Source organism: Streptomyces sp. NPDC042102 (assembly GCF_055582305.1).
The window spans coordinates 698,229-713,359 of the sequence record NZ_JBVJDL010000004.1; the positions used below are offsets into that span (position 1 = coordinate 698,229).

Here is a 15,131-nt window from a genome sequence, read left to right on the forward strand (position 1 = left end):
GTGGCGGGTCCCCAACTCTACGTGCAGGTGGTGGGCTTGGAAATCGCCCGCCGCGGCCTCTCGACGCGCGGGTTACTCGCTGGTTAGGGTGCGCCGACGAGAGAGCGACCGGGAGGATCAGTGTCCGACGACGAGGGTGGCGGGTCGCTGTACGTGCTGTCCGCCGTGCTGCTGACCCCCGCGCAGTTCCCGAGCATGCTCGGCGACGACTATCCGGAGGCGTGCGCGCTGCTCGGCGTCCCGCCGGCCGCGGACGGCTACGGGCTGGTGCTGGGGCAGGACGAGGACGGCGCGCGCTGGACGGTCGTCGTGGACGACGTGTCGCTGGTCGCACTGGCGATCTCCTCCTGGGACTGCGGGATGGACTACGACCTGTCGCCCGACGAGCGGAGCATCGTGGTGTCGCTGGCGGGCTGGCCCCTGGCGCTGTCGGTGGCCGCGCCGGGCATCCCGGAGCCGCACGATCCCGAGCAGGGCGCGGACGGCACCGGACGGGTACCGCTGAGCCCGCCGACGGCCGATGTCTGGGGCCCGGTGCAGCGGCGGCTGGGCGCGGACCAGGTGGCGCAGCAGTGGGCCGAGTGGCGGGAGCGCTACGAGGCGGACGGCCGGCGCACGGTCTCGCACCCGGGGCTCACCCGTGCGCTGGCGGAGGCCCGGGCGTACGAGCGGACCCCGCCGCCGCCGGGCCGGGTGCGGTCCGCGTTCGCGGGCGAGGGCGCCCGGACGCTGCGGGTGGACGGACCCGGCTGGTCACTGGTGGCCCGCACCGACGACATCGCCTTCGTCCTGCTGGACGAGGAGCCCAGCGAGGTCATCCCGGTCCCCCGGGAGGGCGAGGCGGACCTGCCGGGGCTGCTGGAGGCACTGAACCGCGTCGCGGTACGCCCGGCATGAACGGACGGCCTGAACGCTGGTCTGAACGTGCGGGACGGCTGCCCGGCACCCGCGCGCGTACTCCTGACCGGCGCGCGGCCCATCCCCGCCGACCCGGCCGCCCGGGCGGGCGGGCCGGCGGGCAGCACGGCCGACCGGGGGGCGGCCGTCAGACCCGGTCGAGCGGGATGTGCGGCAGCGGGGGCAGGGTCACGGATATGGGGTCGCCCGGGCGGATCGTGCCGCCCTCGTGGACGACGCCCATGATCCCGGCCCTGCGGACGATCCGGCCCTCGTCGTCCCGGCCGACCACCTGCTTGAGGAGGCCGTCCTGGAAGGCGTCGATCTGCAGGCACGGGTTGCGCAGGCCCGTGACCTCCACGACCGCCTCGTCACCCAGGCGCAGCAGGGTGCCGACGGGCAGGGCCAGCAGGTCCAGGCCGACCGTGGTCACGTTCTCCCCCAGCTGTCCCGGCTCGACCGTGAAGCCGGCCTCGGCCACCTCCTCGAACAGCTCCCCGTGGATGAGGTGCACCTGGCGGAGATTCGGCTGGGTAGGGTCCTGCGCGACGCGGGAACGGTGCTTGACCGTGACCCCCGCGTGCACGTCGCCTTCGACACCGAGCCCCGCGAGCAGTGTGATGCTGTCGCGGTTGGGCTTGGTGAACGAATACTCCTCGTTCCTGCTGACCGCCGTAACCCGGCCGGCGGCCGTCCCCGTGCTCATGCCTGTCCCCCCTGCCGCGCTCAGCGGCCGATCTGCTTCCTCGATATGCCCCGCAGGCGGCGCCGCTGGGACGAGTCCAGCAGCAGGTAGGCAGCCGTCGGCACTCCGATCAGGACCAGCAGCCCTGCCCAGAATCCGACGGTCCAGAACAGCACGATGGCGGCCACGACTCCGGCCACCGCGACCTTTCCGCTGGTCGACATCTGACGGACACCTCCTCCTGCCTCCTGCTTGGGGGCGCTACTCCCTACAACGCCGGGCCGCGGCGGAGCGTTCCCACGACTTCCGGCCCGATCCGGCCTCCGGGATCCGGCCTCCGGGATCCGCGACCCCGCCCTCCCCTTCCCCCCTCCCCCCTCCCCCTCCGCCCTCCACCCGGGACCTGAACCGTGCGCGACCTGGCCGACGCGGGCCTTGCCGGGCCCCGGCGCCGGGCAGACGATGGGGCGCTCCGGGAACCGTTGCCTTCGGGAGGCTGGCATGGGCGAACCGTCAGTGGCGCTGCCGGGCGGGACCGACCCGGTCCTGCGGGCCCGTGAACTGCGGCGCGCCCACGACGCGTTCACGGCGGACGGGCGGCTCCTGGGCCGGATGCGTCCGGTGATCGCCCAGTCGTGGCGGCGGTGCGCGCGGGCCCGGCTCAGCCCCGAGTGCCACAGCGCCCCGGAGCTGGCGGACGCCGAGCTGCTGGCGTACCGCGCGCAGCATCCGCTGGCCCGGGTGATGCCGGTGTTCCGGGAGCTGGTGGGGGCGTTCGCCGCCCACGAGGCGCATCTGCTGGCGGTCTGCGACGCCCGCGGCAGCCTGCTGTGGGTAGAGGGCGACACCGCGACCCTGGACCGGGCGCAGGACCTGGGATTCGTACCGGGGACGCGCTGGGCGGAGTCCGCGATGGGGACCAACGCGCCGGGAACGGCGGTGGCGGTCGGGGAACCGGTGCAGGTGTTCGGGGCGGAGCACTTCAGCCGTCGCGCGCACCCCTGGACGTGCGCGGCGGCGCCGGTGCGGGATCCGCGGACCGGCCGGCTGCTGGGCGCCATCGACATCACCGGCGGGGACGGCCTCGCGCATCCGCATTCGCTGGCGTTCGTGCAGGCGGTGGCACGGGCGGCGCAGGCCCAGCTCGCGCTGCTGGATCCCGGCCCGCCGACCGCCACCGCGCCCACGCTGACCGCGCTCGGCCGGGACACGGCGCTGCTGGTGCTGGGCGACGGGCGGCGGGTCCGGCTCGGGCGCCGCCACAGCGAGATCATGGTGCTGCTCGCGCACCGGCCGGAGGGCATGCACGGCGAGGAACTCCTCATGACGCTGTACGAGGACGAAGCGATGTCACCGGTGACCCTGCGCGCCGAAATGTCACGGCTACGCGCCCTGCTGGGCCCGCGGGTCCTGCTCTCACGCCCGTACCGCACGGCCGTGCCGCTGGAGGCGGATTTCACGGCCGTCACCCGCCACCTCTCGGTGGGTGCGGTCTCGGCCGCGCTGACCGGGTACGCGGGCCCGCTGCTGCCCGCCTCGACGGCGCCCGGGATCGTACGGCTGCGGCGCCGTCTCGAGGACGGTGCGCGGGCCGCCCTGATCGCCCGCGCGGATCCGGGGCTGCTGGCCGACTGGGTGTGCAGCCCGTGGGGCGAGGATGACCCGGCGGCCTGGCGGGCGCTGGCGGCCGCCCTCCCGCCGGGCGCCCGGCCGGCGGCACTCAGCCGGGTGCGCGCGCTGGACGCCGAACTGGGCGGCGTACGCGGCGGGCCCGCGACCACGTAGCCGGAGCGCCCGGCGCACACCGCGCGCGGCGGGCCGGACCGTGACGCACACGGCGGCCCGCGCCACGACAGGCGCGCCAGGATCCGGGACGACGCACGCGGCGGGCCCCGGACGCCGTACGCGCGGACGCCCGACGCACCCACCGCCCGGCTGTGGGCGCCACCCACCGCCCGGCTCGGGGCGCCGCCCCCGCCCGGCCCGAACCGGCGGCGGGGAGACGCCGCACGCGCCGCGGGACGCACCGGTACCCCGCCGTGCAACGTCCTCGCAACCCGCCCCCTCCTAGCCTCGCCCCGCGCGCTGTCCGACGGTGGACGGCGCCGACCGGCATGGGGAGGACAGCATGACCCGATACGCGGCACCCGGCACCGAGGGTGCGCTGATGTCGTACGCGTCCCGCTACGGGCACTTCATCGGCGGCGAGTACGTCGAACCCGCGCGCGGCCAGTACTTCGCCGACCCCTCCCCCGTCACCGGCCAGGTGTTCACCGAGCTCGCCCGCGGTACGGCCGAGGACGTGGAGCGCGCCCTGGACGCGGCGCACGCCGCCGCTCCCGCGTGGGGCCGTACGTCCGCCGCGGAGCGCTCGACGATCCTGCTGCGCATCGCCGACCGCATGGAGCAGCACCTGGAGGCCCTCGCGGTCGCCGAGACCTGGGAGAACGGCAAGCCGGTGCGCGAGACCCTGGCCGCCGACATGCCCCTGGCCATCGACCACTTCCGCTACTTCGCGGGGGCGCTGCGGGCCCAGGAGGGCACGCTGAGCGAGCTCGACGACGACACCGTGGCGTACCACTTCCACGAGCCGCTGGGTGTGGTCGCGCAGATCATCCCGTGGAACTTCCCGATCCTCATGGCGACGTGGAAGCTCGCGCCCGCGCTGGCGGCCGGCAACACCGTGGTGCTCAAGCCCGCCGAGCAGACCCCGGCGTCGGTGCACTACTGGCTGAGCCTGGTCGCGGACCTGCTGCCGCCCGGTGTGATCAACATCGTCAACGGCTTCGGCGAGGAGGCCGGCAAGCCGCTGGCGTCGAGCCCGCGGGTCGCGAAGATCGCCTTCACCGGGGAGACGTCCACGGGGCGGCTGATCATGCAGTACGCCGCGCAGAACCTGAAGCCGGTCTCGCTCGAACTCGGCGGCAAGAGCCCGAACCTCTTCTTCGACGACATCTGGTCGGTCGACGACGACCTGCGCGACAAAGCCCTGGAAGGCTTCGCGATGTTCGCGCTCAACCAGGGCGAAGTGTGCACCTGCCCGTCGCGCGCACTGATCGAGCGGGGCCGGTACGGCGACTTCCTCGACGCGGCGATCGCGCGTACCGAGCTGATCGTGCCCGGCCACCCGCTGGACACGGAGACGATGATCGGCGCGCAGGCCTCGTCGGAGCAGCTCGACAAGATCCTCTCCTACCTGGAGATCGGCCAGCAGGAGGGCGCGAAGATCCTGACGGGCGGCGGGCGCCGGGAACTGGAGGGCGAGCTGGCGGGCGGATACTACGTCCAGCCGACGATCTTCGAGGGCACCAACCGGATGCGGGTCTTCCAGGAGGAGATCTTCGGCCCGGTGGTCTCGGTGACGTCCTTCCAGGACTTCGACGACGCGGTGCGGATCGCCAACGACACGGCGTACGGCCTGGGCGCGGGCGTGTGGACCCGCGACATGAACACGGCCTACCGGGCCGGCCGCGCGATCCAGGCCGGCCGGGTCTGGACGAACTGCTACCACGCCTACCCGGCGCACGCGGCGTTCGGCGGCTACAAGCAGTCGGGCGTGGGCCGCGAGACCCACAAGATGATGCTGGACCACTACCAGCAGACGAAGAACCTCCTGGTCAGCTACTCGCCGAAGAAGCTCGGGGTCTTCTGAGCGCCTGAGGGCGGAGCCGTCTCGGGGTAGGTGCACATCTACCGTTCGACGGCTCCGGAGCCACTCCGCTGAGGCCTCCTCATCGCCGGGCAGCAGTCCCTTGACTTCCGGACCGAGCCATCGGAACCACTCGCACTGATGGCGGTCGGGATCGAAGTCGTCCTCCGGAGCCGGGTCCCAACGGCCGACACCAGTAATCACGAAGGGCATCCCTCCGCCGAATGACTCGGCCACAACACCTCCGCCAGGGTTGACCTGAACTCACGTTCGCAGGATGTATTTCCAGCTGGTCTCCCGGCGGTTCGACGCTCCTTCGCCCGCCTGCCTGGTGCCCACATCGGAGTCGACTTGCCGCCAACCACAGCAGCACCGTCCCGAGATGACCCGTCTCCTCTGCCTCGGCGGCCGAAACGGGAAGCTCGTACACGTACTCGCGGAGCTCTCCGAATATTCATTCATGCCAATATCCGGAAAGCGTGAATGTCAACCGTGGTACGTACAATTCAGTCGCCCGAGTTGTTTACACTGCCGAAGGAAAGTGGATACGTAGAATGTGACAGATTCCCGTGGGCTCCGTCTCTCCTACCCGTTCGCCGTCCCGTTCCGCCTCGACCTCGACCCTCAGTATGAGGAATGCCGGAGGAGCCAGACCCTGACTCCGGTTCAACCTGCCCACGGCGACCCGGCTTGGCTCGCCACTCGGCATGAGGACATCCGAGCACTGCTGGCCGAAGTGCGTTTCAGCCGGGCTGAGGCCACCTGCCGGGACGAGGCCCGCCTCACTCCGTCGCCGGTCGGCACCGGCACGCTGGGCATGGACCCGCCGGAGCACACAAGACATCGGCACTTCATTGCAGCGGCCCTGGCCTTCACCCCGCAGCGCCTCGAAGAACTGCGGCACGGCGTACGTGCACACGCCACCGCGCTCGCTGCCGAAATGACCGCCCAGGGACCGCCCGCTGACCTCGTCGGCGATTTCGTCAAACCCTTCGCGAGTCACGTGGTCTACGACCTGCTCGGGATTCCCGCCGACGACCGGCCCGATTTCCTGCACTGGTCAGAGGCGTTCACCAACACCACGCTGGTTCCCGAGGACATTCAGACGCGCGCCACGGACATGTTCGACTACATCGTCAGGGTCATCGCTGCCTGGCGTGGCCAGGACACCGGGTGCGAGATCGCGCGGCTACCAGAACAGGCGACGCGGCGTCTACCCGATCTCACTGATCAAGAGCTCATCGAGCATTTGGGTCAACTCTTGATCGCCGGACCGGACATCACCTCGGCGCAGCTCTCCAACGGCCTCTACGCCCTGCTGAGTCGTCCGGACCAGGCAAACGCCCTCCGCGAGAACCCGGACCTCATCCCACTCGCCGCAGAGGAGATTCTGCGGTACGCCCCCTTCCCCTCCCACGCGACTTTCGCTCGCTATGCCATGGAGGACGTCGAGGTCGGCGGTACGGTCGTCCGTAAGGGGGAGGCGGTTTTGGCCGCTCTCGCCGCGGGCAACCGTGACCCGAGTGTCTTCCCCACACCCGAAGTATTCGACATCGGACGCAAAGAGAATCCCCACCTGAGCTTCGGCTTCGGGCCGCACCACTGCGTCGGTGCGCCACTGGTCAGGCTTCAGGTGCGCACCGCGCTGTCGGTGCTGATGGAGAAGTTTCCGCAGCTCAGGCTCGCGGTGCCCGAAGAGGATCTGCCCTGGCGTGCAGAACCGCTGATCCGACGGGTCGAGCGGCTCCCTGTCACCTGGTGAGCGCGTCCGGGCGGCCGCATCCACCTGGGCGGGAGACGTCCGCGGGCAGCGGCCAGGGGGCATTGCGAACAGCCGCCGCACTCTGAGCTCAACGTTTATCCAGTTCGTCGGAGTCTGGTGCCGGTCTTGTGGTGTGCGTGACGCGTCCCGCCTCGTAGCGCGTGGCGGGTCTCGGGAGACAAAGGCGGGGGCCCACCAGTTGGCCTTGCCAGCGAGTTGCATGAGGCAAGGGACGAGAACGCCGCGGACGAGGGTGGCGTCGATGAGGACGGCGAGGGCCAGTCCTGTGCCGAAGACCTTCAGCGGGGTGACGCCAGAGCTGGCGAGCGCGCCCATCATGGTGGCCACGATGAGGGCGGCAGCGGTGACCAGGCGGCCGGTGCGGGCAATTCCGAAAACGATGGACGGGGAGTGCGCGCCGGTACGGACGTATTCCTCCTTGATCCGTGAGAGCAGAAAGACCTCGCATTGAGCGGGCAGGCCCCCGACCAGGTGGGAGCCAGGTGCGGGTACCTGCCGTACGCGCTGTACGAGGTCGTCTGTGCCGGCCGTGTCCAACGAGGAGCGCCCGGTGACGGTCAGCCATGTGGTGGCCGATGCGATGAAGCGCTGACGGCCTGTGGCGGGCCCAATGGAGGGGGCGCCGGGTGAGAACGTGCCGGTGGCCGCTTCCACGGTGGCCACGCCGGGAACATCGGCGAGGCGTTGGGCGTAGAGGCTGAGTTCGGTGTCGTGCGTGAGGGGGTCGGTGCCGGGGAGCAGGACCGCCAGCGTCCGGTCCGCAAGCGCGGGGAAGTCGCGGCGTACGTACTCACCCGTGGCATGCGCCTCAAGGCGGGCCGGGAGGGCGCGCTCGTCGGGGAGACCGAACTGGGCCTGCTGGAAGGGAACCGTCAGGGCGATGAGTGACGGCGCCGGCGCGGTGCACGGCACCGCTGCTCTGCAACACGGACACTGGCGGATCAAACGGATCACCCGAATGCACGTGTGCTGGTGTACCACCTCGCTGCGCACCCCCTGGACCCGGATCACCATTGCCATCCGGAACCCGCTGTCCAAGGCAGCTCAGAACGATCCGTGACCTGCGCCATCGGGATGACCCCGACACACACCCCGCAAGAACCCTGGCCCCCGACAGCTCGGTTTGGACGGATCTCCGCACCATGCTGTCGAGCCCAGCCGTGGCACTCGCCAACGGCTGCCTCACTCCGCGGCTACCCCGTCGAGCAGGACGTCTACGGACTTTCACCAAACTCCGCACACGCGGCGTTCGGCGGCTGCAAGCCGTCGGGCGTGGGCCGCGAGACCCACAAGATGATGTTGGACCACTACCAGCAGACGAAGAACATGCTGGTGTCGTACTCCCCGAAGCGGCTCGGCCTCTTCTAGAGGCACGAGAACAGGCGCCTGACCTGGGCTCTTTTGCCCGGCAGCCGCCTCGCCTGAACGGGTCGCCATCACCCGAATGGCGCAACATGACGTGCCACCCGCATGGTCGAAGATCAAGCTGGCTAGTGCCCCAACCGCGGCAATCCGTGAAAGGGAAACCAATGCGCATTCGACGAATCCTCGCCGCCGTCATCGCCACGGCAGCCCTCACGGCCGGAGTCGGCCTCACAGGCGCCGCCACCGCACAGGGCGCCCCAGCCGTCGTCACCCCTTCGGAATGCCAGCAGGGCGGCGGAACGGCCGATCTGACGGCCAACTTGTGCAAGGGCGGTATGCACGACGGGCAGCAGATCGACTGACCCTCGCAAGGCGCCCCGCAGCCACGTGCTGCGGGGCGGTACCGCGGGAGCGCAGCGACCCGGCAAGGCCGGGTCGGCCTACGGCGTGCGTCCGCGTCGGTCAGCGGGTGCGGAGACTGCTGGTGTACACGTCCGTACGGTTCTGTGGTGCGCCGGAGTGGGTCTTGGTGAGCACCGCCCGTACTCCCTTGCCGTCTGCCACCAGGCCCTGGTAGTCGCCGAGGAAGTAGCCGCCGGCGAACGGCGCCTGCAGCCAGTCGAAGACCCGCGAGATCCGTCGTTCGGTCCGGAGCTTCGGGTTTCCGTGCTGCAGCGTGACCAGTTGGTAGGCGGTGGGCAGGGTTGTGGTGTTGCCGGGCTCGAGGAAGCGCAGATCGTAGTAGGTGAGCGCGACCGTGCCCCCCTCGGTGACCGCGATCGAGGGTGAGAAGGCCGGAACGCCCCTGGGGCTGATCAGCTTTGGCGTCCCCCAGGTGCGTCCGCCGTCGGTGGACCGTACGAGCTGGACGGAGTCGAACTCTCCACCGGAGAAGTCCGAGCCCTCGTAGGCCATGTACAGCGTGCCTGTCTCGGGGTCGACGGCCGGGCTCGGCAGGGTGGCCCCGGCGCGCAGCAGTTTGGTGGGGTCGTTCGGGTCGACCTCCGGTACGGACGTGTCCCGGGCCACGGTGACCGGGGCGCTCCAGGTCTCCCCGGCGTCGGTCGAGGTGACCACCGCGTAGTGGGCTTCGACGACGGTGCTCAGGTCGTCGGCGTAGGTGATCGTGTCGAAGAAGTCGTACAGGGTGCCGGTGCGCGGGTCGACGACGATCACATGGCCGATGGTCTGTGTGTTGGGTACGGCGCTGGTGTCGACGAACGGCCGGGCCTCGCTCCAGGTGCGGCCGCCGTCGCGGGTGAGGGAGATGTATCCGGGACCGTCGAGGGAGCTGGGCCCGGGCGGGTCGTTGTCGAGGCGGTCCCAGACCTGGTAGGCGGTGCCCTTGCGGACCGGGTCGGCGGTGATGGAGGGCTTGTCGTTGAAGAACGGCTGCTCGTCGACGTGCGTGGTGGTGAGGTTCTGCCAGGTACGGCCGCCGTCGCGGGACGTGGCGGCCAGGAGGGCGCTGCGCGTGCTCCTCGTGAAGTCGACGCCCTCCCCGCCGGCGTAGACGGTGCCGTCCGGTCCGGTGCTCACCCAGGGGTCGGTGGCCCGTTCGAAGTCCGCGCCGCCCGGGGCGCACAGGCTGAACGGCAGCGTGCTCCGGCGGAAGGTGCGGCCGTCCGTGGTCCAGGCGGCCACCAGGCCACGGGCGCCGCCGTCGTTCCACCGGTCCTGCTGGAACACGGTGACCACGCGCTTCGGGTCGCGCGGATCGACGGACAGGTACGGCTCGACCTCGGTGCCCGGATAGACGACGCTGTCGGGGGATCGCGCGCCGATGGTGCAGTCCGCGTACGGGTCGCCCTGGGACACCTTGACCAGTCGTGTGCCGTCGGGGTTCCGGTCTGCTGCGGCGGGAGTCGCGCCGGTGACCGTGACGAGCAGGAGCGCGGCGGTGGTGACGGCGGTCAGAGGCAGGAAGGCGCGCATGCGGGATCTCCTCCGGGCCTCTCGGCCGGGGTACGGGACAGCCGTCATCGGAGCGGCCTGGGGCGCGGAGGCGTACGGGAACGCGAGGGCGGGGCGACTCCGCTAGGTCCTTTTCGGCGCTGCAGCCGTTGCCCTTGATGGGCCGAACGACGGAGTCGTCCCCGGGGGTCGTCGAGGAGCACGGCGGAGCCGACCGGCGGGTGCGGTGCCGGTCGGCTCCTTGGTCGTGCTGTTACGGCGCCGTCTCCAGGTCCCAGGTCCCCGGAGTGGGCCGTGGGCCGCGCCGGTTGGCGGTGCCGGCGGGTCGGCCGGTTCTCAGACGGGTTGGTGGAGCGGGGTGACCTGCTGGATCTCATCCACGGTGGGGATGAATCAGGGCGGCATCGGCAAAGGGCCACCTCCATGCGGACAGCGGCGCGATCATCGCCCGCGTCAGAAGGTCAGAAGGAAGGCTCCATCACCGTCGGCACATCCAGGCGCATCCAGGCTCGAGGCCGGCCGCGGGCTGTCCACCCGACGGTGGACCGGGTGCCGTCACTCCATACCCATCGCGCCGGGCGCACCGGCCGGACTGATTGCCCAGCCGTGCGCCGATCGGTCAAGTGATCTGCTGCGTGGTCCCGTCAGGCAGCGCGCAGGCCTCGCCGGAGTAGGGGCGTGAAACGATCTGTCCGCCGGCGGCCGTGCATTCGTCCCTGGAGATGTTCGGAGACGAGGCGGCCCCGGCGCTGACGGCGCCGACGGCGCTCATGCCGGCAAGGGTCGCCGCGGCCAGGGCGAGACCCAGGATTCTTCGCATGCGCATGACTTCCTTCTCCTCTCAGGCGCCTTCGTTGGGCCTTCAGGAAGGGCAAGTCTCAAGACGACGGCGCCCTCTTATTCAGCATGGGCGCTCCGCATGGGGCCCGCGAGGCGAGGCTGGGCGCCGCGCCCGGGCGGTAACTGCCCGGGCGCGGAGAGGCATGACGTCACCAGGAGGGGACGGGCCGTACCTAGCCTCCGACCGGTGCCGGCGGGCGGCTGCCCCGCGCGGTCCGCTAGCGCGGTTCGTGGGCCGCCGCCCGGCAGGCACCGGTCGCGGCCCCGCCCGCCACTCCGGCCCCGGTCAGCCCGGTCACACAACTCTGCAGGTCTCCGACCACGCCACGGCTACAGGCCGCTGAGACGGCGCCGGAATCGGTGGCACCGGCCAGTTCGGCCATCTGTGTGCAGGCGGGGATGTCCGCCCGGACCGCGGGAGCGGCGAGGACCGCACCACCGAGGGTGAGCGTCAGGCCGGTGAGGGCACCGGCGATACGGGTCGACGTGCGCATGGGACGCACCTGCCTTCCGGGTTGGTCGCGCGGTCCTGGTCCCGACGGGTCGGATCCACGTGGTAAGGCCGTCTGGCGACGCTCGGTGAGCGGTGCCCCGGTCGGCGCTGCGTCGCATCCATCGAGCCGCACCGGGACATGGTCGCCGGGCCGAAGGAGAGGGCCCCGGACCGGATGAGACGCCCCCGGACCTCCACTCGCGGGCCCCTCACTCCAGCGTCGCATCCTTTCCCCCGGCCGTCCTGGGCATCCGGGGAGCCGCGCTGAGCACCTGCGATGACGCGAAGCGCGGCAGCCGGCCCGTCCGGCCGACCAGGTGGATCGGACGGCCCGCGTTCCGCCCGGTCTGTCCACTGCACATTCTCCGGACCAGCCCCCGCCAGAAAGCCACGCCAGCTGCCGTCTCCGCTGGTCAGCGTGGGTGTAACTGCCGTGCCGCCGGAAGACGAAGAATCTGCTGGCGTCCCACTCCCCGACGAAGCCGGGCTTCTTCCAGCGCACCCAAAAGAGGCGCCTGACCTGGGCTGGTACGGGAACAAGACCTGGATGCTCTGGTCGGCTCGGCGGGCACATTCCGCGGGGGCCACGCCGGAGTGCAGCCAGAACGAGATGCCTGTGTGGCGAAGGTCGTATGGCCTCGTGGCGAGAAGTGACGACTGGTCATGGCCTTGGAGGGCCTTCGCACATGCCCGTGCCCACGTGATGCCGTAGGCGCCTGCCTCGACGTGGTTGCCAGCCGCGCTACGGCTCCCACACCCTCCCCCTACGACACCGACCTGAAGGCCCACACCACCGACCGACGCCGGCGCACCGAGATCTTCGTGGTCGCCCTGCGACCGGACTCTGTTCGAGCGAGTTTCAGCACCGCCACCACAGGCACGCCAAGCCCGACACGACGAACTGGAACATTCGTTCACCATCCGACCCCGATTCGACCGTGACCGGCCCGATCGGGAGCCGTTCTTAGAGCACCAGTACCAGCCGTGCGCCCATCCGGAGGACCCCGTGAATCCGCTGCCGAACCAGGCCACAGCCCCCGCCGCATTCGAACATTCCGCGTCCGGCCCCCGCCTCTGCCTGGCCGCCGGGCGCCGTGTTGACGGCCGCCCCTCGTGTGGCCGCGACGCGCGACCGGATACCGGGAGGGCCGCGTGAGCAAGGACTCCACGGCGGGATCCGGCACCGCGGGGGTGTCGGATTCCGAGCGGCTCCTCTTCGGCGGCGAGCTCGCCTACGACATCGGCTGGGACCGGCACGAGGGCGCCTGGCTCAAACTCGGGCTCTCGACGATGGCGCGGCAGCTGCCGCGCCTGGTGGGAACCGGCCTGCGGCTCGCCCACCTGGCCGATGCCCGAGCCCTGCGTGTGGTCCTGGCCGCGGAGGTCGGCCGCGGCATCGCCCAGGCCGTCGGCCTGGTCGCAGTCAACAGCGTGCTCGGGCACATCCTCTCGAGTGGCAGTACCAACGAGCGCCTCGTCCAGGCGGTGCCCGCGCTCACGGTCGTGGCCGTCACGGCGCTCGTCGGTTCCCTGCTGCGGTCGGCGTCGACGGCGGCCACGGGCACGCTGGAGCCGAAGGTGCAGCGGGTGGCGACCGAGCAGTACCTCGGTCTGGTACACCGCGTGGAGCTCGCCGCGATCGAGGACGACGAGTTCCACCGGCTCCTCGATGCCGCCCGGTACGGGGCGGACTCCGCCCGGCGCATGATCCGCTACTGCACGAACACCCTCAACGCCGCGGTGTCGTTGATCGCCGCGGCCGGCGTGCTGACCGTCCTGCACCCGGTGCTGTTGCCCCTGCTGGGCCTGATGACGCTGCCGAGTGCGTGGAGTTCGCTGATGATCTCCCGCCAGAAGTACGTCTCCTTCCACGCCTTCGTCCAGCACGCCCGGGCCGGCCATCTGCTCGGCCAGCTGCTGATCCAGAAGGAAGCGGCGGCGGAAGTCCGCGTCCACGGTGTCGGTCCCTTCCTGCTCGGGCACTTCCGGACCATGGCCGAGACCAGCGAGCGCGAGCAGACCCGACTGGCCCGCCGGGCCGCGCGGATCGGGCTCGTCGCCGACGGCGCCGGCGGCATCGCCACCCTCCTCACGTACGGAGCCCTGGGTGCGCTGCTGTGGGGCGGGGCCATGGACCTCGCGGTCGCGGGCACAGCCGTCCTGGCCATCCGGACCGGCGCGACGAGTCTGGACACCCTGGTGCTGCAGATCACCGAGCTGCACCAGGAGTCGCTGTTCGTTGCCGACTTCGAGCGGCTGTGCCGGGAGGCGACGACCCGGGCGATCCCCGTGGGCGGGCAGCCGCTGCCCGAGCAGTTGCGGGAGGTCCGCTTCGAGAAGGTCACCTTCACCTACCCCGGCAGCGGCAGCGGCAGCGACCAGCCGGAGCCCACGCTGCACGACGTGAGCCTGTCGTTCCCCGCAGGGAAGATCACCGCGCTGGTGGGCGAGAACGGCTCCGGCAAGTCCACCCTGGTCAGGCTGCTGGCCGGCCTGTACCTGCCGGACGAGGGCGGTGGCACGATCTGGTGGGACGAGGTCGACGCACGCGCCGCCGACCGCGACCAGGTCTTCGGTCGTGTCGCACTGATGTCGCAGGACTTCCACCACTGGCCGTTCACCTTCCGGGTGAACGTCGCAATCGGCCAGCCCGGCCAGGCCATCGACGACCGAGCGGTCGAGGAGGCCGCCGGCTTCTCCGGGGCCGACCAGGTCCTCGACGACCTGCCGCGCGGCCTCGGCACCCTCCTGGCACGCGGCTACCGCGGCGGGCACCAGATCTCGGGCGGCCAATGGCAGCGCATCGGCATCGCGCGCGCCAAGTACCGGCAGGCCGAGATCCTCATCGTGGACGAACCCACCAGCGCCCTGGACGCGGTCGCGGAACAGCGGGTCTTCGACCAGATCCGCGCTCTGGCCGCGACCACCGGGCAGACGATCGTGCTCATCACCCACAGGCTGCATTCGGTGCGCCATGCGGACCTCATCCACGTCCTCAAGGACGGCCGGGTCGCCGAGTCGGGCACCTTCGAGGAACTGATGGACCCCGCCACGGGCACCGGGGACTTCCGCGACGCCTATCTCGTCCAAGCCGCCGCCTTCGATGCCACGATCCCGGCCCAGTCCGCCGGCGACCACGACGTCCTGCGCACCGAGGAACACACATGACCGCTACGGCCATGGACCCTGGGGTGAGCGACGCTCTTGCGGCGGAATCCCCACCGAGGTGGTCGGCGACCGACCGGCAGGCCGGGCCTTCTCCGCGTCCCGCCGTGCCCGAGGCACCGCTGCTGCCCGTCGATGGTCATCATCCGCTCCACCGTGCCCACTTCGGATTCCCCCGGCGGGTGACCTCGGCCGGCGGGGAGTGCCTGCCCGAGACCGCGTCCGGCCGGACCGGGACATGCCTGGCCCGGGCCCGCGCACGGTGGCAGGAGGTCTTGGCCTGGCGGGAGGCGCTTCGTCTGAACGCTTACGTCGCGGTGCCTGGTGACCTCCTCACCGG

13 protein-coding genes and 1 pseudogene are annotated in these 15,131 nt (G+C 71.2%); 8 read left to right on the top strand and 6 right to left on the bottom strand.

What is annotated here, in order from left to right:
- Positions 1-120 precede the first annotated feature (120 nt).
- Positions 121-897, top strand: coding sequence for a hypothetical protein (locus ACZ6KO_RS21235; RefSeq protein WP_469305540.1), 777 nt, complete (start codon positions 121-123; stop codon positions 895-897).
- 148 nt (positions 898-1,045) lie between these two features.
- On the opposite strand, the gene ACZ6KO_RS21240 is transcribed toward ACZ6KO_RS21235, so the two are convergent.
- Together ACZ6KO_RS21240 and ACZ6KO_RS21245 are read right to left on the bottom strand one after the other, a co-directional pair.
- Entirely contained in the window at positions 1,046-1,603 is a 558-nt protein-coding gene (locus ACZ6KO_RS21240) for an MOSC domain-containing protein (RefSeq protein ID WP_469305541.1), read from the bottom strand.
- Between the two features lie 20 nt (positions 1,604-1,623).
- Positions 1,624-1,806: a hypothetical protein gene (locus ACZ6KO_RS21245; protein ID WP_382638313.1), complete on the bottom strand. Its 183-nt coding sequence runs from the start codon at positions 1,804-1,806 to the stop codon at positions 1,624-1,626.
- 277 nt (positions 1,807-2,083) lie between these two features.
- On the opposite strand from ACZ6KO_RS21245, the gene ACZ6KO_RS21250 reads away from it, so the two are divergent.
- From ACZ6KO_RS21250 to ACZ6KO_RS21260, 3 genes are all read left to right on the top strand, one after another.
- Complete coding sequence (locus ACZ6KO_RS21250; protein ID WP_469305542.1) at positions 2,084-3,367, top strand: helix-turn-helix domain-containing protein; 1,284 nt, start codon at positions 2,084-2,086, stop codon at positions 3,365-3,367.
- A gap of 343 nt (positions 3,368-3,710) precedes the next feature.
- Positions 3,711-5,234 (top strand): acetaldehyde dehydrogenase ExaC, encoded by a 1,524-nt coding sequence (gene exaC / locus ACZ6KO_RS21255; RefSeq protein WP_469305543.1) that lies wholly within the window; start codon positions 3,711-3,713, stop codon positions 5,232-5,234.
- A 553-nt stretch (positions 5,235-5,787) separates the two neighbouring features.
- Positions 5,788-6,993: a cytochrome P450 gene (locus ACZ6KO_RS21260; RefSeq protein WP_469305544.1), complete on the top strand. Its 1,206-nt coding sequence runs from the start codon at positions 5,788-5,790 to the stop codon at positions 6,991-6,993.
- A gap of 180 nt (positions 6,994-7,173) precedes the next feature.
- On the opposite strand, the pseudogene ACZ6KO_RS21265 reads toward ACZ6KO_RS21260, so the two are convergent.
- Positions 7,174-7,677: pseudogene (locus tag ACZ6KO_RS21265) on the bottom strand (MMPL family transporter); the annotation flags it as partial.
- Positions 7,678-7,725: 48 nt separating this feature from the next.
- On the opposite strand from ACZ6KO_RS21265, the gene ACZ6KO_RS21270 reads away from it, so the two are divergent.
- The 3 genes from ACZ6KO_RS21270 (at position 7,726) to ACZ6KO_RS21280 (ending at position 8,741) form a co-directional block, all read left to right on the top strand.
- Complete coding sequence (locus ACZ6KO_RS21270; protein WP_469305545.1) at positions 7,726-7,902, top strand: hypothetical protein; 177 nt, start codon at positions 7,726-7,728, stop codon at positions 7,900-7,902.
- The gene (locus ACZ6KO_RS21275; protein ID WP_469305546.1) at positions 7,895-8,074 is read left to right on the top strand and encodes a hypothetical protein; all 180 of its coding nucleotides are present in this window, start codon (positions 7,895-7,897) and stop codon (positions 8,072-8,074) included. The genes ACZ6KO_RS21270 and ACZ6KO_RS21275 overlap by 8 nt, the downstream gene beginning before the upstream one ends.
- A 469-nt stretch (positions 8,075-8,543) precedes the next feature.
- Positions 8,544-8,741, top strand: coding sequence for a hypothetical protein (locus tag ACZ6KO_RS21280; RefSeq protein ID WP_469305547.1), 198 nt, complete (start codon positions 8,544-8,546; stop codon positions 8,739-8,741).
- Between the two features lie 100 nt (positions 8,742-8,841).
- On the opposite strand, the gene ACZ6KO_RS21285 is transcribed toward ACZ6KO_RS21280, so the two are convergent.
- The 3 genes from ACZ6KO_RS21285 to ACZ6KO_RS21295 form a co-directional block, all read right to left on the bottom strand.
- The gene (locus ACZ6KO_RS21285) at positions 8,842-10,314 is read right to left on the bottom strand and encodes a sialidase family protein (RefSeq protein WP_469305548.1); all 1,473 of its coding nucleotides are present in this window, start codon (positions 10,312-10,314) and stop codon (positions 8,842-8,844) included.
- Positions 10,315-10,912: 598 nt separating this feature from the next.
- Positions 10,913-11,119: a hypothetical protein gene (locus ACZ6KO_RS21290; protein ID WP_469305549.1), complete on the bottom strand. Its 207-nt coding sequence runs from the start codon at positions 11,117-11,119 to the stop codon at positions 10,913-10,915.
- A gap of 232 nt (positions 11,120-11,351) precedes the next feature.
- Entirely contained in the window at positions 11,352-11,627 is a 276-nt protein-coding gene (locus ACZ6KO_RS21295; protein WP_469305550.1) for a hypothetical protein, read from the bottom strand.
- A 1,151-nt stretch (positions 11,628-12,778) separates the two neighbouring features.
- On the opposite strand from ACZ6KO_RS21295, the gene ACZ6KO_RS21300 reads away from it, so the two are divergent.
- A complete protein-coding gene (locus tag ACZ6KO_RS21300; RefSeq protein WP_469305551.1) occupies positions 12,779-14,794 on the top strand; it encodes an ABC transporter ATP-binding protein in 2,016 nt (671 codons plus the stop codon).
- Positions 14,795-15,131: the final 337 nt, after the last annotated feature.